We start from the raw sequence: 25436 nt of genomic DNA on the forward strand, positions 1-25436 counted from the left end.
ACCTCCAGTTTTATAATTTGTGTTCATTTTAAGTGAACACTTGTCTTTAAATTAAAAACAGGTTAACATATAGACATTCGAAATACAAGGAGTCATGTTTTATGGACAAAAACTACACAAGTACTAGAAATGACAAAGTAAAACTTTCAGCTAAGGACGCAATAAAGAAAGGCTTTGCCGATGACGGCGGCCTATTCGTCTATCCACAGTTAAATAGTGATATTAGTTTAAAATCTCTCTTATCACTAAATTATCAAGAGATTGCTCAGATAATTCTCGAAAAATTATTACCTGGTTTTTCCAAAGAGGAAATCCAAACAAGTATCTTTGATGCCTATAATGATAGTTTTGACACTCCAACCATTACTCCTTTAGTCGCTGTTGATGACTTTTACGTGCTCGAGTTATTCCATGGACCAACTAGCGCCTTTAAGGATATTGGCTTGCAAATCTTGCCTCAATTGATGAAAAAGGTATTAAAACCCGATAATAAAGTAATGATTTTAACTGCTACCAGTGGCGATACTGGCAAAGCGGCTCTTGAAGGATTCAAGAACCTCGATCAAATGGGAATTACGGTCTTCTACCCCTATCAAGGCGTAAGTAAAGTTCAACAATTACAAATGGAAACGACTAATGGAAATAACACCGACATTACAGCCATCAGAGGAAATTTTGACGATGCACAAAGTAATGTAAAAAAAATTTTCAATGACAAGAATTTCAAACAAAGTCTAGGTAATAAAGTCAATCTCTCTAGTGCTAACTCTATCAACATTGGACGTTTAATCCCTCAAGTTGTTTATTACTTTGCCTCTTATGTGCAATTGGTTAATAAACACTCAATCAAACTCGGTCAAAAGGTTAATTTCACTGTTCCGACTGGAAATTTCGGTGACGTTTTAGCCGGATTCTTCGCTAAACAGATGGGTCTGCCAGTCAATAAATTCATTGTTGCTAGTAATGAAAACAATGTTCTCACACGATTCTTTAATACTGGTATATATGACCGTAATCTCCCCTTCCATCAAACTGTTGCTCCTAGCATGGACATTCAAATTTCCAGTAATTTTGAACGCTTACTTTATTACGAAAGCAATCAAGACACAGCTTATGTAAAAAAACTAATGGACCAGCTCGAACAAAGTGGTCGTTATCAAGTTTCTGACAAAGTCCTCACAGCCATCAGAGACGACTTCTTCTGTGCTTACAGTACTGATGACGAAATAAAATCCTCTATAAATTCTGTTTTCAAACGAGAGCACTATCTTATGGACCCTCATACTGCCGTCGGTTACAAAGCTATGCGTGATTACCAAAAAACTGGCGATCAGACACCCAACATTTTGCTAAGTACGGCTAGTCCCTATAAATTCGTTCACGCAGTCTCAAAGGCAATTCTTGATAACCCTATTGATGACGATAGATTGGCTATGCAGCAACTGCAACAATTCTCTAATGTAGCGATTCCCCAAAATCTCATTAAAGTTTTTGACTTACCAATTCGACATCGAGATGTCATCGAAAAAAACAATATGGAAGACTACATCAAATCTAAAATTGAGGAGAAATTCTATGATAAAAATTCAAGTGCCCGCAACTAGTGCAAATATTGGCGTAGGTTTCGATTGCTTAGGACTCGCTGTCTCGCTTTATTCAACGGTTTACTTTGAAAGAAACCATCAGAAATTAGAAATTAGTGGCTGTCCACTAGAATATCAAAATGAAAGTAATTTAATCTTCCAAGCTTTTGTAAAAGGTTGTACTTACTTGAATCGGCCAGTGCCCAACCTCAAAATAACTATCGAAAACAATATTCCTATCGCCCGTGGCCTAGGAAGCTCAGCTTTTTGTATTGTCGCTGGTCTCAAAGGCGCTAGTGCTTGGTTCAATGCCAAATTATCAAAAGAAGAACTCCTAGCTTTAGCGACAGAAATGGAAGGACATCCCGACAACGTTGCTCCTGCTATCTACGGAAAGATGGTAGCATCCTTCATTGATCAAAATAATGAAATCCAAAGTGTTTCTTTTAATGTTAACGATAAGCTTCAATTCATAACAATTATTCCTGATTATCAAGTATCTACTCAAAAAGCCCGAGCAATCCTTCCCTCTAAAATGTTTTATCAAGATACGACTTATCAAATAGGACACGCATTGATTTTAACCAAAGCAATGGAACAAGGAGATCTAGATCTAATTCACAAGAGTATTGTCGATAAAATGCACGAACCTTATCGCAGCAAATTAATACCTGATTATCAAAATACCAAAAGAATCTGCGAATCAGAAAATGGAACGATGTATATCAGTGGCAGTGGATCAACCATGATGGGTATTGTAGATAATAAAGAAAATGCAATTCATATTATCAATAAAATAAAAAAAGCCCATCCAAATTGGAGGGTTCATCATCTTAAACTTGATACTAAAGGAGCAACTAATGAGTTAGTAAACATCGACAATTTAACGGTAAATATAAATTAAATTTAACAAAAAAATCATAAATCTGATCACGGACCGAATTGGGTTCACACTTTATCGTGTTGGTAGATTAATTCTACTCACACGATTTTTTACACTAATCAAAAAAGGACATCTATAACATCCTCTATAACTTTCTTGCCACCAAATGGAAATCAAAAAGTATAAAGAAATATTATTATGTCCCATAAGTAATTCTATTCCAAGACTACTAATATCAAAACGATTGATTGTATCGCATAAAACCATTATTTTAAAGTAAAAACGAATAGCATATTCTTTTCACTTATTCTAATTATGATTTTGACACGATCAAGTGTCGCTTTAACTTTCTTGGAATTCAGAATATCCTGTCTCAATTCAAACTATTTTTTCAAGAAGGCAAGCACGTTTTTTGTATCTGGTTTCATTCTTCCTGCTAAGAACGCAATTATGGTTGCAACAATGGAGAACAAGAATTCCCATACCGACCATTTAAAAATTAGTGTTAAAGCTAACATAATAAAAACTGAAATTAACATGACTCCATCTCTAGGGCCTAATTTAAAATACGAAAAGAACATCAGATGTCACTTCTTTCACTATTTAATATAGACTAAATAAGTTCAACCAGAATTTGATTGTGTATGTAGAATCTTTAGGTAGCCTTTTTCCTTTTTAATCGCGAGTTGTTCGAATATAGCGGATGGAACAGGCAGATTCCGTAAAATCTCGACAAACACGTTTATCTCCAGCAAGAAGAAGTCTAGGAATAATTCAAACATCCATTTAAATCCCAAAAATATTATAACACCGCTTTCATTCTTGCTGAAAGCCATTTTATAAAGATCATTCCAAAAACTTTCATGTCGTCATTTTGACCACAAATGGTCCACAGATGAATCTAAAAAAAGGCATCTATTTAGGAGCTCACATTGATTCTTAATCCGTGAGACTTAAGTCTAAATAGATGCCTTTTTAATCTATATTATTTTTTATTATCATTATTCAATTTGATGATTTCAAGAATTACATCAACGGCTTTTTCCATGGACTCTTCAGCCACATATTCAAAACGACCGTGCATATTCTCCCCACCAGCAAATAGGTTTGGAGTTGGCAAGCCCTTAAAGGAAATAGTCGAACCATCGGTCCCACCACGAACTGGGGCTTCGTCAGGCTCGATATTGAGATTCTCCATTGCTTTTTCAGCAATCTTCACAACATCCATATGATCTTTAATGACATCAATCATATTGTAATATTGATCTCCCATATCAATTTCAACTGTACCTTGACCATACTTGTCATTCAATTGTTTAACAATTTCAGTAACTTTATTCTTACGACTCTCTAAGCCATCGCGTTCAAAGTCACGAATGATATATGACAAATCAGTATGATCGACCGTACCATTCTCTTCAAGCAAATGGAAAAATCCTTGGCGATCTTCGGTTTGTTCAGGAACTTCCATACTAGGTAAAGCATCTTCAAATTTGCGAGCAACTGTCAATGAATTGATCATAATACCTTTAGCTTCTGATGGATGAACATCCTTACCATTAACGTGAACTTTCAAACTAGCAGCACTGAATGTTTCATACTCCAATTGACCAACTGGTCCACCATCGACTGTATAGGCGAAATCAGCTCCAAAATCAGCTACGTCAAAATTCTTAGCACCGGTTCCTATTTCTTCATCAGGACCTAAGCCGATTTTGATCTTGCCATGTTTAATCTCTGGGTGACCGATAAGATATTCCATCGTTGTAATAATTTCTGAAACACCAGATTTATCATCTGAGCCCAACAAAGTATCTCCACTTGTCGTAATCAAAGTTTGACCAGCATATTTAGTTAATGAAGGGAAAACTTCTGGATCCAAAGTATACTTTCCATCATCGTCCAATTTGATAACACTCTTACCATCATAATTTTCAACGATTTTAGGTTTGATGTTTTCTGAGTTGAAGTCAGCTGTATCAATGTGTGAGATCAATCCCAAAACTGGAACATCATAGTCAAGATTTGATGGCAATTCAGCGGTCAAATATGAATCAACTTTGCGAATCTTAACATCCTTCAGACCAATTTCTTTTAATTCAGTTGCCAATTTCTTCAAAAAGACTGTCTGTCTTTCAGTTGAAGGAATCGTCGTTGAATTCTCATCTGAACGAGTATTTTGTTTTACATATCCCAAGAAACGAGGAATTAATTTTTCATATTTTATTGCCATTACCGCACTCTCCCTATAAAAAGTTATATGGTTCTGTATCTACTTCTGATTGTACTATATCTAGGTCCCATTTATTAGATTTTTTCCAATCTTCTAACAAACTTGCCATTTCTTTTATAAAGATTGCTTCAATATGATGACCTGGATCAACTACGTTTAAACCGTTAGCCATCATATCGTGGGCAGTATGATAGTAAACATCCCCAGTTATAAAGGTATCAGCCCCAGCTGCTAAAACCTCTGGGTAGAATTTACCGCCATCGCCACCAATAATAGCGACTTTTTTAACTTTTTGTCCCAAATCAGATTTCACATAACGCAAATTAGAAACATGAAAAGCATCGCGAACCATCTTTGCAAAATCGATTAAATCCATCGGTTCCTTTAAGTCACCCATGCGTCCAAGTGAATAATCATCATCTTCATTAAGGAAACGAACATTATTCAAGCCTAATTCTTCCATCAACCAATCATTCATTCCACCATGAGCCTTATCAAGATTAGTATGCACCGCATGGACCGCAATATTATGTGACAATAAATCACGATACATTCTATTCTGTGGCGAAGCTAGATCCAAGTTTTTAGCTGGGTGAAACATAATTGGATGATGTGCCAAAATAAAATCGACATTCTTATCAATTGCTTCCTTAACAACTTGTGGACGAACATCTAATGTCGTCATGAGACGATGCACATCTTGATTACGATCACCAATTTGAAAACCGGTAGGATCGCCATCTTCTTTAATTGCCAATGGAGCAAATTCATCAATATGATTGATAATATCTTGAACTTTAATTTTAACCATTATAATATCTCCTTGATATATTTGATATATTGGTTCATTAAATCAATTTTTGCTTGATCGATCTCTTTTGCATGTTTCATATTTTCGAGTGCTTTATGATAGCCGTTCAATTTATGTTGCCACTTTGCAACAAAAGTTGGACTCTTTTTAGTCATCAAAACTGGTCCCATTAAAAATTGAGCCTCAGTTAAAGGTTTAGTTTTATCGACACGACCAGCCTTAATGATTTCATAAACGTGATGCTCTTCATTAACGATATCTTCATCAACGATTTCAAAACCGTTTTCGACCAACCAGTGACGTACAAGCGGTTCACCAATATTTGGTTGCAAAACCAACGTCTTCACATGAGAAAGTTGCTCCTCAGTTGCTCTGGTTAAGATATTTTGAATCAAAATACCGCCCATACCAGCAATCACGACTGTATCAATTTGATCATCAGCCTTAATTACTGCTAGGCCATCACCTAGTCGAACATCAATATTATTGCTTAAACCAAACTTTTCAACGTCTTCTTTGGAGCGAGACATTGGACCTTTTGCTACTTCACCAGCAATTGCAAAATGACAAACATCATTTTCGATTAATTCTACTGGCAAATAGGCATGATCAGATCCTATATCAGCTACTCTTGTATCCTTATCAACCATTTGATAAACGGCTTGTAATCTCTTTGAAAGTAAAGTCACTTCAACCTCTATTCTGCAGTCTTCTTATCTAAGTCTGTCATGTATTCACGTGTCATTGGCATAGCTGTACCACTTGGTCCATTTGTCAAAAGATATTGAATAACATCAATATTTCCACTTTCAAATGAAGCGGCACAAGCTTGTAGATACAAATCCCACATCCGAACAAATCTTTCACCATACATTTGGTCAACTTGGTCCTTAACCTTATTAAAGTTATGGTCCCAAATCTCAACAGTCTTTTGATAGTGACGACGAAGTGGTTCCATATCGCCAATTTGTAATCCAGCGTCTAAGATATGACCAACATTTTCTTTAACATCAGGAATGTACCCACCAGGGAAGATATACTTAACTAACCAAGCATCGACACCAACACCATAGTGTTGACCAGTGATACCATGGATCAAAGCATTACCGTTTGGCTTCAAAACATCTTTAACGGTCTTAAAGTAACCAGGCAAATTATCCTTACCAACATGTTCGAACATTCCGACTGAAACAACGTGATCAAATTTTTCATTAACTTCACGATAATCTTCCAACATAACTTCCATTTGGTCGCTCAAGTTCTCATCTTGAATCTTTTGGTTAACATAATCATATTGTTCTTGACTAAGCGTAACACCTTTAGCCTTCAAGCCATACTCTTTTGCAGCAGTGAACATCATAGTACCCCAGCCACAACCAATATCAAGGATTGTCTCGCCTGGTTTAGTATTCAACTTATTTAAAATATGGCGAACTTTGTTCATCTGAGCTTGCTCCAAAGTATCCTCTGGTGTTCTGAAATAAGCACATGAGTAAGTCATAGTCTTATCAAGCCATAATTTATAAAAATCATTACCAATATCATAATGTTCTTGAATTTCCTTTTTGTTACCCTCTTCTGAATGATTGAACTTAGGGATATACTTCTTCAACTTCAAACTTGACATAAAACTATCAGATTGAGTATAAGCTGATGTGATCAATTTTTGGATTGAACCATCAATTTCAATTTTTTTATCCATATAAGCTTCACCAAGTGTCAATGTGGCGTGCTTAACAACTTCAGAAATAGGAATCTTGTCATTAAACTTAACAGTTATATCAGACTTTCCTTCTGGTCCATAAGTCTTTTCTTTCCCGTCCCAAAAAATCACCTTAATAGGAATTGTGAATGAACGTGAAAATATTTCATCGTAAATCTTTTTATCTAACATAACTATCCTCCAAAAAATATATATACTAATTGTAAAACAAATGTTTAAAAAAAATAAACTAAAACTCTCTTTTTCATAAAAACATATTAAATAATATGTCTCTTTTTCATGAAAAAGAGGATTACCTTTAGGTAATCCCCAATTTTATTCGATTATTCAAGAAAATCCTTCAATTGTTTAGATCTTGATGGATGACGCAATTTTCTCAAAGCTTTGGCTTCAATCTGACGGATTCTCTCACGAGTAACGCCAAAGACCTTACCAACCTCTTCAAGAGTTCTTGTCCGACCATCATCAAGTCCGAAACGTAGCCGAAGTACGTTTTCTTCACGATCTGTCAAAGTATCCAAAACATTTTCAAGTTGTTCCTTCAACAATTCATAAGAAGCGTGGTCTTCTGGACTAGTAGCATCAGAATCTTCAATGAAGTCACCTAGATGTGAATCATCCTCTTCACCAATAGGTGTTTCAAGAGAAACTGGCTCTTGAGCAATCTTCAAAATATCACGGACCTTACCAGTTGGCATATCCATTTCAGCACCAATTTCTTCTGGAAGTGGTTCACGACCTAAGTCTTGAAGTAATTGACGTTGAATTCTGATCAACTTGTTGATTGTTTCAACCATATGAACAGGAATACGGATTGTTCTAGCTTGATCAGCAATAGCACGCGTAATAGCCTGTCTGATCCACCAAGTTGCATACGTTGAAAACTTGAACCCTAACCTGTAATCAAATTTTTCAACAGCTTTCATTAGACCCATGTTACCTTCTTGAATCAAATCCAAGAATTGCATCCCACGACCAACGTATCTCTTAGCAATGGAAACAACCAAACGTAAGTTAGCTTCAGCCAAAGCTTGTTTAGCTTCTTCGTCGCCTTGTTCAATCTTCAAAGCCAAATCAACTTCTTGTTGAGCATTTAATAAAGGAACACGTCCAATTTCCTTCAAATACATACGAACAGGATCATTAACTTTAATATCTGTTGTTGTCGTAGTACCTTTTTTCTTACTCTTCTTGGCTTCGCTCTTTTCCTTTAGAAGTGCAAGTTTACTTGGATTACCATTGTCGTCGACAACGCCGATACCAACATCTTCAAGTTCACTGATAAAGTTATTTAGAGCTTCACCCTTAAGCTTGTAAGGCTTAATGATTTTTTCTTGTAAATCATCTTCTGTGATCTTACCAGTTTTCTTAAGATCCTTAATAAGTTTCTTTGTAGCAGTCTTTAATTCTTTTGATACTGTTGTTTTCTTTGTTGCCATATATTATATTCCTCCAGTATGCTTAATTGCTAAGAATTCTTCTCACATTAATCAATTGCTTCGTTAAATCCAACTGTAACTTATTGTCACCAACCATCGCCGCCTTTTTAAGTTGCTGATTGATTTCTTTGATCTGATCTTCCAGACTGGAATTCTTAATATTACTGATGTAATCATCAATTTCTTGATCATTGTATTCATCAGGCATATTCATCATTTCCAAATCAGCCAATAAATTCTTATCATCATTATCCAATACATTCATAAAATCAGAAATATTAATCTCTTCTTCTACATCATCTGATTCGACATAAGATAATAAATTGTCAAAAATACGTTGGTAACTTTGATGAACAAATTGGAAGCCATCACCTTTAAGATTGACTCGTACCTCCGGAAAATTAATTGCCCAATACAAAAGATATCTTTCGGATTTTTCCAAGCGATCATATTTAGGCTTGACGCTTGAGGTAACTTGGTCAAGCGCTTTTTGTTGAATGTTCTTGTAATTGTTAGCTGGCTCTTTAATAGCCAATTGTCGACGTAAAGTATCAAGTTCTTTGTTGATGGCTTCTTTGGATACTCCCATCTCATCGGCAACTCGACTAACATACATATCAACTTCAACGGGTGACTGTAATTTAACTATTTCATGCAATGACTGATTTAAAAATTCTAACTGATCATGTTCGTTATTTAGATTATAATTACGCTTGAAATAATTCAAAATAAACGAAATAGGTGTTTGAACTCCATTGTTAGTTAAATTTTGAAATTTCTCTGCGCCTTCACTACGGATATATTCATCAGGATCCTTCTTATCAGGAATACTGATTACTCCATAGGTAAAACGATCATCATTCAATTGCGTCAACGCCCGATAAGTTGCCTCGACACCAGGATCATCGCCATCGTAACAAACATTGATTTGATTAGTTAAACGACTTAAAGTATATAACTGATCATCGGTCAAACTAGTACCCATCGAAGCGACACCATTAGTCACTCCAGCTTTATAGGCACTGATGACATCCATGAATCCTTCAAATAAAATAACATTGCTCTTTTCACGAATCTCCTTTTTGGCATTACTCAAATTGAATAACGTTTTTCCCTTATTAAAGATTGACGTTTCAGGACTGTTTAAATATTTAGCTGTGGAAGCATTTTTATCCAAAACACGCCCTGAGAAAGCAACTATATTACCAGATTCATCAGTTATCGGAATCATTACCCGATCACGGAATCGATCGAATAATTGACCCTCTTGATTTTCAGCGAATAGTCCTGACTTTCTCAAAACATCTTCACTGACATCACGACCTTTAAAAAACTGTAATAAAAGGTCGTTATTACTTGGTGCATAACCGATATTAAAGGTTTCAATTAAATCATTACCTAAATCACGATTATTGAGATACTTCAAAGCCTGCGTACCATTTTCCGTTTTCAGCAAAATGTGACTATACAGCTTGGCTGCATCAGAATACATTTTTAATAAAACTCGACTATCTGAATTCTGATACTGAGTAGTTGCTTGATACTGATCAGGTACAGGAATATTTCCCATCTGTGCAACTTCAATTACAGACTCCGGAAATGACTTGCTTTCGATTTCCATGATGAACTTAAAAACATTACCACCGCGACCGCAACTAAAGCAATGAAAAATCTGCTTATCTTCTGCGACTGAAAATGAAGGCGTTCGTTCTTCATGAAAAGGACACAATCCAAATAGATTCTTCCCTGACTTCTTCAACTGCACATACTTACTAACGACGTCCACAATGTTAGTCTTCGAAGTAACTTCATCGATGAATTCCTGAGGAATTCGTGTTGCCACGACACACACCCCCTCACAGAATATTTATGAAACCAAACACACAATCTAACACATTCATTTAGCTAAAACAAATATGTTGGATCACACTCGTGACATAGAAATAAAAAAGTGCTCCCGTAAAAAAGTGCGAACTGGGACCACTAGTCACTTGTCAACTATTTATTATACACGGTTTAGTTTGTTTGTCACGTATTTTACTCAAAGATTTAATACAAAAAGCCCTATAATTGTCAGATTATTTTCCTCTAACGATTATAGAGCTTTTCAATCATTTTTCCATTAAATTATTTTGTAATGACTTTAGATAAATCACCCAGATTAGCAATTAAATGATTAGCAATAACCAATTGTGTCAAACGGTTATTCTTAACTTTTTCATCCTTAGCCATGATCATATTCTCATCGAAGTATGAATCAATAGTTGGACGTAAAGCAGCTAATTGTTTGAATAGATCTTCAGCATTATCATTATTGATCTTTGCTACTTGTTCTTTTAATTTAGCTTCAGAAGGATTCTCAAAGAGTGAATCATCCACCGTTAAATCATCTGAATAGCCAAACTTAGCTTTCTTAGACAAGTTGACGATTCTACCTAAAGCTTCCATGACAATCTTAAAATCATCATCTGAAACATGATTTTGAAGTACCTTAGCAACATCAATCATAACGATTGGATCAACATTTGACCCACCAGCAACGGCATCGATAATATCTACTCTGATCTTATCTTTCTTCAATAATTGACGAACACGGTCAATCATGAAGTCATCAATATCCTTTGTGTGCTTGCTTAAATCTAACTTAGCCGGAACAGTTACATTATCTTCTAAGTAGTTTTGCAAACCATCGAAATTCAATGACCATTGATATTGATTCAAAATTCTAACAATACCATAGGCTTGACGACGTAATGCATAAGGATCATTTGAACCACTTGGAATCAAATCAACAGCAAAGAAAGTAACGATTGAATCAATCTTATCAGCAATAGCTAATGCGGCCCCCACCTTACTTTTTGGAAGTGCGCCTTCAGAAGAAATTGGCATGTAATGTTCTCTAATTGCTTGAGCTACAGCCTTTGTTTCACCCATGATCTCAGCATACTTTTCACCCATGACACCTTGAAGTTCAGAGAACTCATCGACCATGCTAGTTACAAGGTCAAATTTATAGATATCACTAGCACGTAATAGATCCTTTTTCTCGGTTTCAGAAAGATCAAAAATATCAGCCAAATGTTCAGCAATTTGATGAACACGAGCCATCTTCTCATACATGGTACCAATCTTAACGTGGAAGTTAACTGACTTCAATTTTTCAACATAATCAGCAATTGTCTTCTTTTGATCTTCTTTAAAGAAGAAATCGGCATCTTCAAGACGGGCCACTAGAACTTTTTCATTACCACGAACAACATTTTCAATATGTTCGCTGTTACCATTTCTAACGCCAATGAAGTAAGGAGCTAACTCTCCATTTTGGTCACGAACGTAGAAGTATCTTTGGTTATCCTTCATTGAAGTAATCAAGACTTCATCAGGAATCTCCAAATATTTCTTATCAAATGATCCATAGAAAGTAGTTGGATATTCAACTAAGTTGTTAACCTCTTCCAATAGATCTGGATCGACATCAACATCCCAATCATTATCTTTAGCAATCTTATCAATTTGATCAGAAATCATTTGTTTGCGGACTGAGGCATCCACGATCACAAATTGTGATTTGAGTTTCTCAACGTAATTCTTTGCATCGTCAATTTCAATATCTTCGCCTAAGAATCTATGTCCACGAGTCATTCGACCGGATTTAATATCCAAAACCTTGACCGGAACTTCTTCATTATCAAGTAATGAAACTAGCCAATGGATTGGACGAATATATTCAAAATCATATGAACCCCAACGCATTCTAGTTGGGAAAGTAATTGACTTGATAACTTCATCCATATGACTCAAAATATCTTCAACTTTTTGACCATCTTCGTGCTTTTGAATATAAGCGTATTCTGTCCCCTTCAATTCTTCAAAGAAAATATCATCAGGAGTCATTTTTTGTCCGCGGGCAAAGCCTTGAGCAGCCTTAGTCCAATTACCATCGGCATCTTGAGCAATCTTTTTAGAAGGACCTTTAGCTTTAATGTCAATATCAGTTTGTTTATCAGCGATACCTTTAACAAAAATCGTCAAACGTCTAGGAGTAGAAAATTTTTCAATTGAATTAAAGGAAATACGGTTTTCTTTCAAAAACTTTTCCGTTCTTTGAGCAAATTGTTCAACACTCTTGGTTACAACATGGGCTGGCATTTCTTCCAATCCAATTTCTAACAAGTAATTTTTAGTCATTTTCATTCTCCTTTGCTGCCTTGCTATTTGCTAATAATGGGAATCCACGTTTCTTTCTTTCTTCAACGAAGGCTTTAGCTACCTTATGGGCCATCTTTCTAATTCTTGATAAGAAAGCAGCACGTTCAGTAACCGAAACGGCCCCACGAGCATCAAGTAAGTTAAATGTATGTGAACATTTCAAAATATAATCATAAGCTGGATGAACTAATCCTAGATCCATCAAACGATTAGCTTCTTTTTCATAGTCATCAAAGAACTTGAACAACATATCCTGATTACTTTCTTCGAAAGAATACTTAGAATGCTCATATTCTGGTTCCTTGAAAATATCACCATATAAGACGCCATCGCCCCATTCAAGATCGTAAACAGAATTAACATCTTGAATGTAAGAAGCCAAACGTTCTACACCATAAGTGATTTCACTAGTAGTTGGGTGACATTGAAGACCACCAACTTGTTGGAAGTATGTAAATTGAGAAACTTCCATACCATCTAACCAAACTTCCCAACCAACACCGGCACAACCCATTGAAGGGTTCTCCCAGTTATCTTCAACGAAACGAATATCGTGCTCAAGTGGTTCAATTCCTAGAGCACGCAATGAGTCTAAATAATACTCTTGAATATTTTCTGGAGCTGGTTTCATAACAACTTGGAATTGATGATGTTGGTACAAACGGTTAGGGTTTTCACCATAACGACCATCAGCTGGACGTCTTGAAGGTTCAACGTAAGCTGCGTTCCATGGTTCTGGACCGATAGCTCTCAAAAATGTATAAGGGCTCATTGTTCCAGCACCCTTTTCTGTATCATATGCCTGCATCAACATGCAGCCCTTACTGCCCCAAAACTTTTGAAGCGTAAGAATCATATCTTGAATATTTAACTTCTTAACCATATTTTCTCCCTTCAGGCAAAACTCGCCAAACAAAAAAATCCCTTGCAGGGTACACTAAGGTACTCTCTGCAAGGGACGATTATTCGCGGTTCCACCCTAATTCAGGACAAAGTCCTGCTCTTTTATATTAAAATTAAAAAATTTACGCCATGAATCTGTTCAGGGCTTCCACCATCCCCTGTCGCTGTTTTCACAAGTACAAATATAACCATTTTTTAATAGGTTGTCAATTGACTAAAAACGCCAACGTTTCATTTTATCAATAAAATTTTTACTCTTAGAGTAATAGCCTACAGTTCCCAAATAAATTGCGTCAATCGCGTGTTGAATTAGATCCTTATTATTTTCTTTGATCTCTATTTTACCAATTTGATCAAGACTGATCTTACTGAACAGTCGCAAAAAATAAACGATTCTTTTAGGAATGTGCAATCGATGTATATCGCTATCAAAATGTTTTGAACAAATCAAGCCTCCTAAAAGGACTGAAAAGTCAAACACGCCTTCAGTTTCGCCACCGACCACACAAGAATCCATATTTGGTTTAACCCCAAAAGCATCCAATAATTGCATCTGCATAATATTAACAACAATTTGAGCATCATAGCCATTATCTATATATAACAAAGCTTTAAATAGCCTACGATACCAAACATCCGGTACTGGGTCATCAATAAAAGCTTCGTGGAATAGGTCGAATAAAAAAGTTGCATAGGCATTCAATTCAATATCTTGAACTATTTCATCGAATTGTTTGATATTACTAGCTGAGTTCAAATAAGACAGACCACTATCACGCACAACTCCAGTATATTCACCATATGAAAAGGTAATGACTGATCCTGATATTTTAGACTTAGAATTCTGAGTCCCACGAACTAAAAAAGTTCGAAAACCATACTCTTTCGTCAAAATAGTCACAAGTGCATCCCGTTCTTTATAGCGCTGACGTCTAACAACTATTCCAAAAAAATTAGTTGCCGTTTGATGCATTAATTATTGAGGTCCTTCATTGAGTAACCGGCACTAGCTAAGAAGGCTTTATCGTCACGCCAATTCTTTTTAACACGAACCCAAAGCTTCAAATTAATCTTCTCACCCAATAAATGTTCAATTTTAATACGGGAACCAATACCGATGTTCTTCAACATTGAACCGCCACGACCAATAACGATTGGCTTTTGACTCTCACGTTCAACGTAAATATAAGCTTCAATCTGTAACTTGCCAGCTGCACTTCTTTGATTCATTGATTCAACCACGACCGCAATTGAATGAGGAATCTCATCACGAGTATCTTCCAAGATCTTCTCACGGATCAATTCACCGACAATAAAATATTCAGGATGATCGGTAATTTGATCATCAGCATAATATTTAGGACCCTCTGGTAAATGTTTTGTCAAAGTATCCATCAGATCATCAACATTGATTCCTAATGAAGCCGAAATAGGAATAACTTCAGCAAAATCCATTAGATCTTTATATTCATCAATTTGAGGAGCCATTTCATCCGGATTGATCAAGTCAATCTTGTTCAAAATCAAGAAAACAGGTGCTTTAATCTTCTTCAATTCTTCAATAATGAATTTGTCTCCAGGACCAGACTTCTCACCAGCCTCAGTCATAAATAGTACTGCATCAACTTCCTTCAAAGCAGAAACGGCCGCTTTATCCATGTACTGATCCAAATCATTATGTGGCTTATGAATTCCTGGTGTATCCAGGAAAATAATTTGACGATTATCGTCAGTAAAAATGCCTTGAATCTTATTACGGGTCGTTTGGGGCTTAGGCGAAGTGATTGCTATCTGCTCTTTAATAATTCGATTCATAAATGTTGATTTACCAACATTTGGACGCCCAATAATCGCTACGAAGCCTGATTTAAAATTTTTATTATCCATATTAATCCATATCCTCATCACTGAATGCCAGTGGCAAAATTTGTTTAAAGCTATATTCTTTGAACTCGTTATCCTTATTAGCCAAAAATACGATGTTGTCAGGCTCCATGAACTCACTCATCACTTGACGACAAGCTCCACAAGGCTTTGACATTTCCGCAGTATTATTAACTACTAAGATGGCCCTTACTTTAGTTGCACCTTCTGAAACCGCCTTAAAAATTGCTGTTCTTTCAGCACAATTAGTTAATCCATAAGAAGCGTTCTCAACATTAACACCAGTATAAATTTGACCATCTTCACAAATAATTGCTGCACCAACCGCATAATTCGAGTATGGCGCATAAGCATGATCCATTGCTTTACTGGCAAGATCAAACAAGCGTTTTTCGCTAATTTCCACTGACTTCAGTCTCCTTTTTTGTTTCTCACTAACAAGTATAATACAAGAAAATTATCAAACCACAAAGAAATATCCTACCTAGTGGCAATTATTTTCCCTAATGAAACTAATATCCGTGATAACTAAAAATAAATTATCACGGATATCTTTTTCTAATACATAAATTATTTTTCTAAGCCATAAGCACCAAGAATCTTTTCTTGTAGTCCAATCATGACTTTTTCGTCCTCTTTTTTAATATGGTCATAACCATTGAGGTGTAAAATTCCATGAACAATTGTGTAACCTAATTCACGGTCAAATGAATGTTCATAGTCTTTAGCATGTTCGGCCACGATCTCAGTACTGATGAAGAGGTCGCCGAGATCAACTGGCAAATCAGGAATTTGATTTTCCAAATAATCTAGTGAATCCTCACCATCATTAATGGCAAAGCTAATAACATCAGTTGCTCGATCAACGTTACGATACTCTTTATTGATATCATGAATACCATCTTTAGTCACAAAATGAATCGATAACTGCGTATTATCTTTTAATTTCAATTCGTTAAAAGTAAATTGCACAATATCTTTGACCCAATTTTCTCTATCTTTGTCGATCAAATCATCATCATTAAAAATTTCTAAGTCCATAACAATTCCCCAATATTATTTTTCTTTTTTATCTGATTCCTCATAAGCATCAATAATTTCAGCTACTACCGGATGTCTTACAACATCAGCGGAAGTAAAGTTTACAAATTCAATATGTGGCAAGTTTTTCAAAACTGACTGTGCCTGAATCAAACCACTACGAGTATGTCCTGGTAAATCAATCTGCGAAATATCACCATTGACAATCATCTTCGAGTCAAAGCCTAGACGAGTTAAGAACATTTTCATTTGTTCACGCGTCGTATTCTGAGCTTCATCTAAAATAACAAAAGCCTCATCTAGCGTCCGACCTCTCATATAAGCTAGTGGTGCTACTTCAATCACGCCTCTTTCCAACAAACGACCCGTGTGATCTGATCCTAATATGGCATACAGTGCGTCATAAATCGGTCTCATGTAAGGATCGACCTTTTCCTTTAAATCACCAGGAAGAAATCCTAAGCTCTCTCCAGCCTCAACAGCGGGTCTGGTCAGAATAATTCTTTGAACCTTACCTTGTTTCAAAGCTGCAACGGCCATGACAACGGCTAAATATGTTTTACCAGTACCCGCAGGACCAATTCCAAAGGTGATATCATTATGATTTATTGCATTAACATATTGTCTTTGTCCAAAATTACGAACGCGAACTGGTTTTCCACTAAAATCTTTAATTAATTCATCTTTATACAAATCGCCAAAATAATCGAGTGTACCTTTTTCGTCCATCTTTAGACCACTGACGATATCAGCTGATCCTAAAGTTACACCACTATTAGCTAATTCCATGAATTTCTTTAACAAAGCCAATGTATGCTTCACATTGTCTTCTTTACCCGTAACGTCTAAATGATCCCCAAAGGCGTTTATTTCAACTTCTAATCCTTCTTCAATCAAATGTAAGTTACTATCATTAACACCAAAAAGGTTAATGGCATTTTGAGGATTCTTAATTTGAATGCTCTCTTTACTTTGTTCAACTTTTTCTGTCAATAGAAACCAACCTCCATCTTACTTGAATGATAGCACAGTGCAGGTTTTTTTTTACAAAAAAAAGGTTAAAACAATGTAAATTGTTTTAACCTTTAAGAAACTATTAACGACGTTTCTTATTGCGCTTACGAGCAGCCTCAGACTTTAACTTTCTCTTGACACTTGGCTTTTCGTAAAACTCACGTTTTCTATATTCTTGAAGAGTACCACTCTTTGAAACGGAACGTTTGAATCGACGAAGAGCATCATCAAGCGACTCGTTTTCACGAACGACGGTTTTTGCCATATGATAATCCCTCCTTCCGATTTCTAACGTAACTGTCTATTGCTCTTGCAGTTCATATGTTATTATAACAAAAAGAAGGTAATGTTCAAATATTTTTTTTAATTTTTTTGGAGGAAATTATTATGGATCAAAAATTAAGCGTCTTCGTTTTGTCAGATGGTGTCGGTGAAACCGCTCTAAGAGTAGCTAAAGCGGCATTTGCTCAGTTTCCTGATATGGATACAACCTATACTAAATATCCCTTTGTAAAAAATAATTCTCAGCTAATAAGTATCTTAAATTTAGCCAAAGACAAACAAGCTGTCATTTTGCACACTATTGTTTCAACTGAAATTTGTAATACGATCAATGAATTTTGCCAAGAGAACCAATTAACTTACTATGATATCTTGAATCCAATCATTGGAACCTTTTCTCAAATGGTCCATCAAAAACCCTTAAGGAAAAAAGGACTCCTGCATGAGTTAGATAAAGATTACTTCGATATGATCTCCGCAATGGAGTTCACTGTCACAAACGATGATGGTAAAAACCCTAAAGGGTTCTTAGAAGCAGATCTAGTTTTACTCGGTATCTCAAGAACCTCGAAAACCCCTCTATCGCTTTATCTAGCAAATAAAAACATCAAGGTGGAATTTACCACTAGGCCCAACAACGGCCCTCCCAGAGGAATTATGGTCGGTTGATCCGCATAAGATCATTGGATTAACCAATGATATGAATGTTTTGAGAAAAATACGTCGCCAACGTATGATTGCTTACGGACTAGACCCTAATACAACTTACTCTGGAGAAGAAGAAATCCAAAAAGAATTAGATTACTCAAATAAGATTTATGAAAAGATCGGTTGTCCTGTTATCAATGTAGCTGAACGCTCAATTGAAGAGACTGCCGCAATTATTATGGAAAAGCTTAATTTTAATGGTTACAAGAAAAGCTAACTCAATGAGTTAGCTTTTTTGATTTGCTTGAATTAATTTAGTTTTCATTTCTGGATCAAATTTATTTAAACGTAACATTTCAATTTCCGGTTTGAAAGGTGCAATCCCCTTCTTGTCGTTTTCATCCCTTTTTACATATGGTGTTTCCATAATTTTGGGAATATTTTCCAACTGAGGATGATGTGCCACGTAATTTAAAGCATCGAAACCGATCGTTCCAAAGCCAATATCTTCATGACGATCTTTATGTGAGCCACGCTCATTTTTAGAATCATTGAGATGGATCACTGACAGTTTATCCAATCCAACTATGTGATCAAATTCATTCAAGACACCGTCAAAATCATTTTTCACATCATAACCTGCATCACTCATATGACAAGTATCCATCGTTACTGATAATTTGTCATTACTCTGACAATTATCAAAAATTTCCGCAATTTGTTCAAAAGTGATTCCCACTTCTGTCCCTTTGCCTGCCATAGTTTCAATAGCAATTGATACTTTTTGGTTGGGTTCAATTATTTCATTAAGAGCGTGACCAATTTGTTTCAAAGCAACTTCTGGTCCTTGATTGAGATGAGCTCCTGGATGAAAACTCAGGGCTTCAATTCCCAAAGCATCACAACGTTTGATCTCCTCTTTCATAAAAGAAATCCCAAAAGTTAAATTCTGAAGCTTAACCGTATTGCCCAAATTAATAATGTAGGGAGCGTGACCTATTATATGGTCAATTCCGTAGAGTTTTAAAAGCCGTTGACCTTCAGGAATATTCATTTCTGAAACATCTTTTCGACGAGTATTTTGCGGTGCACCAGTGAAAATCATCATCGCATTTGCATCGTAACTGTGAGCTTCTTTGGCTGATCCTGCCAACATTTTAGGCGCCTTCATCGCAACATGTGAACCAATTATCATTTTCTACCTCCTTAGATTCTTCGCCAAAATTATATCATAAAAAAAGTGAAGCCCATTGGACTTCACTTGATAAGCATTAATATATATGGGCCTGATAAAACCTACCCATGACTTTAACAGTATCTGTAACACTAACAAACGCGTGCGGATCGGAATTGATCATTGCGTTCTCTAAATCATGAAGCTCGGCTCGAGAAATAACAGTAAATAAAATTGTCTTCTCTTCATGTTTATATGCACCTTCAGCGTCATGAACAATAGTGATACCACGTCTCATTTCGTTTTGAATTTGTGTAATAACATTCTTAGGTTTGGAAGTCACAATCATCACTTGAAGTTTTTGATCCTTGTTATAGATCATATCAATCACTTGACCATTGATAAAGATACTGACAGCACTGTAAAGAGCGTGAACCCAACCGAATAGAAAACCAGCGCAGGCTACAATGAAAATATTAAATATAATATTAATTGTCCCGACACTCTTACCTGTCTTCTTACGTAGAATAATACCCAAGATATCAATTCCACCGGTCGAAATACCATTTCTCAAGGCCATCCCTGTACCAAATCCGTTTGCTACCGCACCAAAAATTGCACAGACCAAAGGATCAGCTGTGATTTTGATTGGTGGCAATAAATGCATCATTAAACTGGCTAAAGCTACAGCAATAACTGTAAAAACTGTAAATTTATGGTCAATTTTTCTCCATGCTAATACAAATAATGGAGCATTCAATGCAAAATACATAACGGCAGTCGATAGATTAAATGGCAACCACCGTTGAGATATCGTTGAAATCAACTGTGCAGCACCTGTTACGCCTGAACCATAAATACCACCTGGCGTCCAGAACATGTTAACCGCAATTGACACAGCAATGGAATATAAGAATGCTACTGAAACCTTGGATAAGTATTGATGTCTTTCGATCAACTTATCTATTTCACCCATACTAAAAGTTCTCCTAAATTGTCTTAAGTTACCTAAACAATATTAGCACAAATGAAAAATATTTCAGTTATTTATGGTGTTTTTTAATAAATTCTCCACGTCCACCGCTTTCTTCAAGTTGGTATCTCAATGGATTCTTCTTATAGAAGTCTTGGTGGTAGTCTTCGGCATCATAGAATGTTTTAGCAGGAAGAATTTGTGTAACGATAGGATCATCGTATTCTCCAGACTTTGCTAAAGCTTCTTTAGATTCCTCAGCGACTTCTTTTTGTTCCTCATTAGCATAATAGATCACTGGACGATAACTATCGCCACGATCTTGGAATTGGCCAGTAGCATCTGTTGGATCAGCTACCTGCCAGTAAATTTCAACTAATTGTTTATAAGTAATAATGTCAGCATCAAAGGTAATCTTTACAGCTTCAGTATGACCGGTCTTTCCAGTACATACTTCTTCATAAGTTGGATTTTCAACGTGTCCACCAGTATAACCTGAGACAACAGAAATAATACCTGGTTGTTGATCAAAAGGACTGACCATACACCAGAAACATCCGCCAGCGAAAATTGCAGTCTCTTTTTTCATCTATTCAACGTCCCCTTCTTCAACATACTTCTTATAATCTGAATATCCGTTTTCATCCATCTTTTCATATGGAACAAACTTTAAAGCAGCAGAGTTGATACAGTATCTTAAGCCACCCAATTCTTTAGGTCCATCGTTAAAGACATGACCCAAATGCGAATCAGCACCTTCACTTTTTACTTCAGTCCGTTCACGACTCAAACGAGTATCGCGACTTTCCTTTAGTTTGGCAATTGGTTCACTGAATGAAGGCCAACCGCATCCAGCGTCATACTTCTTAGCAGATGAAAACAATGGCTCACCGCTAGTGATATCGACATAAATACCCTTTTTGTAAAAATCATCGTACTTTCCACTGAAAGGACGTTCAGTCGCAGCGTTTTGAGTCACCTCATATTGTTCACTAGATAGACCTTCTAGATTCTTCTTGTACTCACTTGCCATAAAATCACTCCTTCTCATTAACTACAAGTTCTAGTATAAACATCAGAAATATTAAATCTACAAATATGCTCAGAAGCATACTGCCACAGTTGAATCCATTGCTCAGTTGTGCACAATTTAAATAATTTTCTAATGTTGTTCTAAGTCTACAACAATAGACTATTGTTTGGCAATGGGTTGTAAAATTCTAAAAAATAAAAAAAGTTATCTAATTATTAATGCGATTAGATAACTTTTCTACTATATCAAATTAATCTTTTTTACTTACTTCAATTCCGAGGTCAACCAATTGTTGATCTGAAACTTCCAATGGAGCATGTGTCATTGGTTCTGTAGCGTTTGAATTCTTAGGGAATGCAATAACATCTCTGATATTGTCTTTGCCTGAGAGTAACATTGCAAATCTATCCAAACCAATAGCCAAGCCACCATGTGGAGGACAACCGTATTGCAAAGCATCCAAGAGGAAGCCAAATTGTTCATAAGCTTTTTCTTTGGTGAAGTTCAAAGCTTTCAACATCTTTTCTTGAATTTTGTAATCATGGATACGGATTGAGCCACCGCCAAGTTCGTAACCGTTTAAGACGATATCATAACTTTGGGCGTAAGCCTTATGAGGATCTTCGCCATCATTTAGATAGTGAACATCTTCTTCATTAGGCATAGTGAATGGATGATGAGCAGCAGTCCAACGTTGAATACCTTCGTCATATTCAAACAATGGCCAATTAACAACCCAAATGAAGGCGAATTCTTTAGGATCGTAGAGATGTTGTTCTTTAGCAATAGCTTTTCTCAAGTATCCTAAAGCGTCAGCAACAACCTTTTTATTGTCAGCAACGAATAATACTAAATCATTATTTTCAAGACCCAAACGCTCAACTAGAGCATCTTTGTGATCCTTGATGAATTTAGAAACGCCACCAGTCATATCGTCGTCGTTATACTTGAACCAAGCAAGCCCCTTAGCGCCAAAACGTTTGATATATTCTTGATAATTTTCAATATTCTTACGTGAATACTTATCGGCTGCATTCTTAACTACAATAGCTTTAACTTGACCGCCGTTATCAATGGTATTCTTGAAGACCTTGAACTCAGTATCTTTCAATACTTCATTTAAGTTCTGCAATTCCATACCGAAACGAACATCAGGCTTATCTGAACCATAGCGGTCCATTGCATCATCCCAATCAATTCTTGGGAATGGTGTTTTAACCTCAATGCCCTTTTCGTCTTTCATAACACGGGCAATAAGTCCTTCAGTAACGGTCTGGATCTCCTTTTTGTTCATAAAGGAAGTCTCAAGATCAATTTGAGTGAACTCTGGTTGACGGTCTCCACGAAGATCTTCATCACGGAAACAATGTGCCAATTGGAAATAACGATCGAATCCACCGACCATTAGCAATTGTTTGAACAATTGTGGTGACTGAGGCAAAGCGAAGAAACGTCCTGGATAAACACGTGAAGGAACAAGATAATCACGAGCACCTTCTGGTGTTGATGGTGTCAAATTAGGTGTTTCGATGTCAATAAAACCATTTTCGTAGAGATATTCATTAACTGAATGCTTAATTTGAGCACGAGTTCTGATTGCTTTTTGCATTTCCGGTCTACGAAGATCAAGGTAACGATACTTTAATTTAGTCTCTTCTGAAGAATCAATACCGTCTTTAATTTCAAATGGTGGCGTTAATGACTTGTTAAGGATCTCAACCTTTTCAACAACAACTTCAACCTTACCAGTTGTCATTTCATCATTAGTAGCGCCTTCGCCACGTAATCTTACAGTACCCAAAACATTAATAACATATTCTGATCTCAAAGTCTCAGCAATATCTAAGACATCTTGATGGTCAGTATTAAATACTAATTGAACAATTCCCTTATAATCTCTTAGATCAACAAAAACTAAGCCACCTAAATCTCGGCGACGTTGAACCCAACCATCTAGAGAAACTTTTTTACCGACATATTTCTCAGTAATATTACCGCAATAATCTGTTCGTTCTTCCATATTTTATCCCTCGATTTTCTTCAATTCTTCAGCCAAGTTTTCCAACGATACGCTCACTTGATCACCAGTAGCCATATTCTTGACATTAGCTGTATCGTTTTCCAGCTCAGTATCGCCAATTGTTACTGTATATCTAGCATTCAAATTATTGGCTGTTCGGAATTGAGCTTTAATTTTTCTTTGTAGATAATCTTTATCAGCTGAAAAGCCAGCTAAACGTAGATTTGATAAAATCTTAACCGATGCACGTTCTGCCTTATCGCCAATTGTTACCAAATAAACATCTAGATTAGACTTTGTAGGCAAATCCTTATCCTTCAATAGCAACATCAAACGTTCTACACCAAGGCCAAAACCAATTCCTGGAGTTTGTGGTCCGCCCAACTCTTCGACTAGACCATTGTATCTTCCGCCAGCCAAGACTGTGATTTCTTTATTGTCAAAAACAGGATCCGTTACCATAAATTCAAAAATCGTATGATTATAGTAATCAAGTCCACGAACCATTGTAGAATCAACTTCATAATTGATTCCTAAATCTTCAAGCAATTGCTTCAAATAATCGAAACGTTGACTGGAAGCATCATTTAAGTAATCCAAGATTGAAGGTGCGTTAGCAACGATTTTTTTATCATTTTCACCTTTACTATCAAGAATTCGTAAAGGATTTTTTTCCAAACGAATTTGAGAATCTTCACTCAATTGGTCCTTAAATGGTGTGAAATAATCCACCAAGGCTTGATGATAATTAGCACGTGATTCGGGATCGCCTAGAGTATTTATGGCTACCTTTAAATTCTTAATTCCCAAACGATTTAAGAATTCTAAACCAACGGAAATAATTTCCGCATCCAACTCCGGTGAATCTGATCCAAAAGCTTCTACACCGATTTGATGAAATTGACGTTGACGACCTGATTGAGGCCTTTCATAACGAAACATTGGTCCCTTGTACCAAACTTTATAAGGTTTTATTTGATCTGGTCCATAAAGTTTATTTTCCACATAAGCTCGGACAACACCAGCTGTTCCTTCTGGTCTCAAGGCAATGTGTCGATCACCTTTGTCATGGAAATCATACATTTCCTTTGAAACAATATCAGATGTATCGCCTGACGATCTTTCAAAGACATCGTATGATTCAAACATTGGAGTTCTAATTTCAGAAAAACGATATTTATCAAATGTATCTTTTGCGACAGACTCGACATATTGCCACTTTTCAGATTCTCCTGGCAAGATGTCCATAGTCCCCTTTGGTTTTTGATAGCGCATAAATTCCTCCTTAATAAAAAGCACCCCTGTCCAATTCAGACAAGGGTGCTTTTTGCACGGTACCACCTAGTTTTTTTGCTGCAGTTAACGCCTGCCAAACGATTAGAACGTCACGCACTTAATTGTTATCTGTTCTCAGCTTCCAGATTCTCTGTAAAACAATTATTTGTTTTCAATATATTTATAAACTATCCGAAATAAACTATAAAGTCAAGTCTGGTACGTTATTTATTGCAATTTTTTTGAAATTTTACTATATTAAGAAAAATATCGATAAATCGTTAATTTTTTTAGAGAAAAACTCCATT

The 25436-nt window shown here is 36.1% G+C and carries 23 protein-coding genes and 1 pseudogene; 3 read left to right on the forward strand and 21 right to left on the reverse strand.

Annotated features, from left to right (window positions below; all coding sequences use genetic code 11):
• The first annotated feature begins 101 nt into the window (after positions 1-101).
• Entirely contained in the window at positions 102-1604 is a 1503-nt protein-coding gene (gene thrC / locus LA20249_RS03160; protein WP_057739725.1) for a threonine synthase, read from the forward strand.
• On the forward strand, positions 1576-2487 hold the full coding sequence (gene thrB, locus LA20249_RS03165; protein ID WP_057739727.1) for a homoserine kinase: 912 nt from the start codon (positions 1576-1578) through the stop codon (positions 2485-2487). Before thrC ends, thrB begins: the two co-directional genes overlap by 29 nt.
• A 362-nt stretch (positions 2488-2849) precedes the next feature.
• On the opposite strand, the gene LA20249_RS11810 is transcribed toward thrB, so the two are convergent.
• The 15 genes from LA20249_RS11810 to rpsU form a co-directional block, all read right to left on the reverse strand.
• Positions 2850-3047 (reverse strand): hypothetical protein, encoded by a 198-nt coding sequence (locus tag LA20249_RS11810; RefSeq protein WP_101836865.1) that lies wholly within the window; start codon positions 3045-3047, stop codon positions 2850-2852.
• Between the two features lie 404 nt (positions 3048-3451).
• Positions 3452-4699, reverse strand: coding sequence for a peptidase T (gene pepT, locus LA20249_RS03180; protein WP_057739733.1), 1248 nt, complete (start codon positions 4697-4699; stop codon positions 3452-3454).
• Positions 4700-4712: 13 nt separating this feature from the next.
• Positions 4713-5510 (reverse strand): Nif3-like dinuclear metal center hexameric protein, encoded by a 798-nt coding sequence (locus LA20249_RS03185; RefSeq protein ID WP_057739735.1) that lies wholly within the window; start codon positions 5508-5510, stop codon positions 4713-4715.
• Positions 5510-6199 (reverse strand): tRNA (adenine(22)-N(1))-methyltransferase, encoded by a 690-nt coding sequence (locus tag LA20249_RS03190; protein WP_057739737.1) that lies wholly within the window; start codon positions 6197-6199, stop codon positions 5510-5512. The genes LA20249_RS03185 and LA20249_RS03190 overlap by 1 nt, the downstream gene beginning before the upstream one ends.
• A gap of 8 nt (positions 6200-6207) precedes the next feature.
• Complete coding sequence (locus LA20249_RS03195) at positions 6208-7404, reverse strand: SAM-dependent methyltransferase (protein ID WP_057739739.1); 1197 nt, start codon at positions 7402-7404, stop codon at positions 6208-6210.
• A 152-nt stretch (positions 7405-7556) separates the two neighbouring features.
• Positions 7557-8672, reverse strand: coding sequence for an RNA polymerase sigma factor RpoD (gene rpoD, locus LA20249_RS03200; RefSeq protein ID WP_057739740.1), 1116 nt, complete (start codon positions 8670-8672; stop codon positions 7557-7559).
• Between the two features lie 22 nt (positions 8673-8694).
• Entirely contained in the window at positions 8695-10515 is a 1821-nt protein-coding gene (gene dnaG, locus LA20249_RS03205; protein ID WP_057739742.1) for a DNA primase, read from the reverse strand.
• 284 nt (positions 10516-10799) lie between these two features.
• Entirely contained in the window at positions 10800-12860 is a 2061-nt protein-coding gene (gene glyS / locus LA20249_RS03210) for a glycine--tRNA ligase subunit beta (RefSeq protein ID WP_057739744.1), read from the reverse strand.
• Entirely contained in the window at positions 12853-13764 is a 912-nt protein-coding gene (glyQ, locus tag LA20249_RS03215) for a glycine--tRNA ligase subunit alpha (RefSeq protein WP_057739747.1), read from the reverse strand. The genes glyS and glyQ overlap by 8 nt, the downstream gene beginning before the upstream one ends.
• A 234-nt stretch (positions 13765-13998) precedes the next feature.
• The gene (recO, locus tag LA20249_RS03220; protein ID WP_057739749.1) at positions 13999-14757 is read right to left on the reverse strand and encodes a DNA repair protein RecO; all 759 of its coding nucleotides are present in this window, start codon (positions 14755-14757) and stop codon (positions 13999-14001) included.
• Positions 14757-15671: a GTPase Era gene (gene era / locus LA20249_RS03225; RefSeq protein WP_057739750.1), complete on the reverse strand. Its 915-nt coding sequence runs from the start codon at positions 15669-15671 to the stop codon at positions 14757-14759. Before era ends, recO begins: the two co-directional genes overlap by 1 nt.
• A 1-nt stretch (position 15672) precedes the next feature.
• Positions 15673-16074 carry a cytidine deaminase gene (locus LA20249_RS03230; RefSeq protein WP_083477966.1) on the reverse strand — a complete coding sequence of 134 codons (402 nt, stop codon included), beginning with the start codon at positions 16072-16074 and terminating at the stop codon, positions 15673-15675.
• A gap of 164 nt (positions 16075-16238) precedes the next feature.
• Complete coding sequence (gene ybeY / locus LA20249_RS03235) at positions 16239-16709, reverse strand: rRNA maturation RNase YbeY (RefSeq protein ID WP_057739752.1); 471 nt, start codon at positions 16707-16709, stop codon at positions 16239-16241.
• Between the two features lie 15 nt (positions 16710-16724).
• Complete coding sequence (locus LA20249_RS03240; RefSeq protein WP_057739755.1) at positions 16725-17702, reverse strand: PhoH family protein; 978 nt, start codon at positions 17700-17702, stop codon at positions 16725-16727.
• Positions 17703-17805: 103 nt separating this feature from the next.
• Positions 17806-17988 carry a 30S ribosomal protein S21 gene (rpsU, locus tag LA20249_RS03245; protein ID WP_010019742.1) on the reverse strand — a complete coding sequence of 61 codons (183 nt, stop codon included), beginning with the start codon at positions 17986-17988 and terminating at the stop codon, positions 17806-17808.
• A 122-nt stretch (positions 17989-18110) separates the two neighbouring features.
• Here rpsU and LA20249_RS03250 point away from each other — a divergent pair.
• A pseudogene (locus LA20249_RS03250) lies at positions 18111-18930 on the forward strand (pyruvate, water dikinase regulatory protein).
• Between the two features lie 9 nt (positions 18931-18939).
• On the opposite strand, the gene LA20249_RS03255 reads toward LA20249_RS03250, so the two are convergent.
• The 6 genes from LA20249_RS03255 to hisS all read right to left on the reverse strand — a co-directional run bounded on the left by LA20249_RS03255 (position 18940) and on the right by hisS (position 25128).
• A complete protein-coding gene (locus tag LA20249_RS03255) occupies positions 18940-19848 on the reverse strand; it encodes a deoxyribonuclease IV (RefSeq protein ID WP_057739757.1) in 909 nt (302 codons plus the stop codon).
• Between the two features lie 76 nt (positions 19849-19924).
• On the reverse strand, positions 19925-20803 hold the full coding sequence (locus tag LA20249_RS03260; RefSeq protein WP_057739759.1) for a YitT family protein: 879 nt from the start codon (positions 20801-20803) through the stop codon (positions 19925-19927).
• A gap of 67 nt (positions 20804-20870) precedes the next feature.
• The gene (gene msrA, locus LA20249_RS03265) at positions 20871-21389 is read right to left on the reverse strand and encodes a peptide-methionine (S)-S-oxide reductase MsrA (RefSeq protein WP_057739760.1); all 519 of its coding nucleotides are present in this window, start codon (positions 21387-21389) and stop codon (positions 20871-20873) included.
• Positions 21390-21833: a peptide-methionine (R)-S-oxide reductase MsrB gene (gene msrB / locus LA20249_RS03270; protein WP_057739762.1), complete on the reverse strand. Its 444-nt coding sequence runs from the start codon at positions 21831-21833 to the stop codon at positions 21390-21392. It lies immediately after the preceding gene.
• A gap of 250 nt (positions 21834-22083) precedes the next feature.
• A complete protein-coding gene (gene aspS / locus LA20249_RS03275; protein WP_057739764.1) occupies positions 22084-23853 on the reverse strand; it encodes an aspartate--tRNA ligase in 1770 nt (589 codons plus the stop codon).
• Positions 23854-23856: 3 nt separating this feature from the next.
• Positions 23857-25128 carry a histidine--tRNA ligase gene (gene hisS / locus LA20249_RS03280; protein ID WP_057739766.1) on the reverse strand — a complete coding sequence of 424 codons (1272 nt, stop codon included), beginning with the start codon at positions 25126-25128 and terminating at the stop codon, positions 23857-23859.
• Positions 25129-25436: the final 308 nt, after the last annotated feature.

This window comes from Companilactobacillus alimentarius DSM 20249 (assembly GCF_002849895.1).
In the GTDB taxonomy this organism is placed as follows: Bacteria; Bacillota; Bacilli; order Lactobacillales; family Lactobacillaceae; genus Companilactobacillus; species Companilactobacillus alimentarius.

Excerpts from the sequence above, each read along its gene's own strand:
- thrC (WP_057739725.1), top strand. The coding sequence starts at position 102 with ATGGACAAAAACTACACAAGTACTAGAAATGACAAAGTAAAACTTTCA.
- thrB (WP_057739727.1), top strand. The coding sequence starts at position 1,576 with ATGATAAAAATTCAAGTGCCCGCAACTAGTGCAAATATTGGCGTAGGT.
- LA20249_RS11810 (WP_101836865.1), bottom strand. The coding sequence starts at position 3,047 with ATGTTCTTTTCGTATTTTAAATTAGGCCCTAGAGATGGAGTCATGTTA.
- pepT (WP_057739733.1), bottom strand. The coding sequence starts at position 4,699 with ATGGCAATAAAATATGAAAAATTAATTCCTCGTTTCTTGGGATATGTA.
- LA20249_RS03185 (WP_057739735.1), bottom strand. The coding sequence starts at position 5,510 with ATGGTTAAAATTAAAGTTCAAGATATTATCAATCATATTGATGAATTT.
- LA20249_RS03195 (WP_057739739.1), bottom strand. The coding sequence starts at position 7,404 with ATGTTAGATAAAAAGATTTACGATGAAATATTTTCACGTTCATTCACA.
- rpoD (WP_057739740.1), bottom strand. The coding sequence starts at position 8,672 with ATGGCAACAAAGAAAACAACAGTATCAAAAGAATTAAAGACTGCTACA.
- glyS (WP_057739744.1), bottom strand. The coding sequence starts at position 12,860 with ATGACTAAAAATTACTTGTTAGAAATTGGATTGGAAGAAATGCCAGCC.
- glyQ (WP_057739747.1), bottom strand. The coding sequence starts at position 13,764 with ATGGTTAAGAAGTTAAATATTCAAGATATGATTCTTACGCTTCAAAAG.
- recO (WP_057739749.1), bottom strand. The coding sequence starts at position 14,757 with ATGCATCAAACGGCAACTAATTTTTTTGGAATAGTTGTTAGACGTCAG.
- era (WP_057739750.1), bottom strand. The coding sequence starts at position 15,671 with ATGGATAATAAAAATTTTAAATCAGGCTTCGTAGCGATTATTGGGCGT.
- ybeY (WP_057739752.1), bottom strand. The coding sequence starts at position 16,709 with ATGGACTTAGAAATTTTTAATGATGATGATTTGATCGACAAAGATAGA.
- rpsU (WP_010019742.1), bottom strand. The coding sequence starts at position 17,988 with ATGGCAAAAACCGTCGTTCGTGAAAACGAGTCGCTTGATGATGCTCTT.
- LA20249_RS03255 (WP_057739757.1), bottom strand. The coding sequence starts at position 19,848 with ATGATAATTGGTTCACATGTTGCGATGAAGGCGCCTAAAATGTTGGCA.
- LA20249_RS03260 (WP_057739759.1), bottom strand. The coding sequence starts at position 20,803 with ATGGGTGAAATAGATAAGTTGATCGAAAGACATCAATACTTATCCAAG.
- msrA (WP_057739760.1), bottom strand. The coding sequence starts at position 21,389 with ATGAAAAAAGAGACTGCAATTTTCGCTGGCGGATGTTTCTGGTGTATG.
- msrB (WP_057739762.1), bottom strand. The coding sequence starts at position 21,833 with ATGGCAAGTGAGTACAAGAAGAATCTAGAAGGTCTATCTAGTGAACAA.
- aspS (WP_057739764.1), bottom strand. The coding sequence starts at position 23,853 with ATGGAAGAACGAACAGATTATTGCGGTAATATTACTGAGAAATATGTC.
- hisS (WP_057739766.1), bottom strand. The coding sequence starts at position 25,128 with ATGCGCTATCAAAAACCAAAGGGGACTATGGACATCTTGCCAGGAGAA.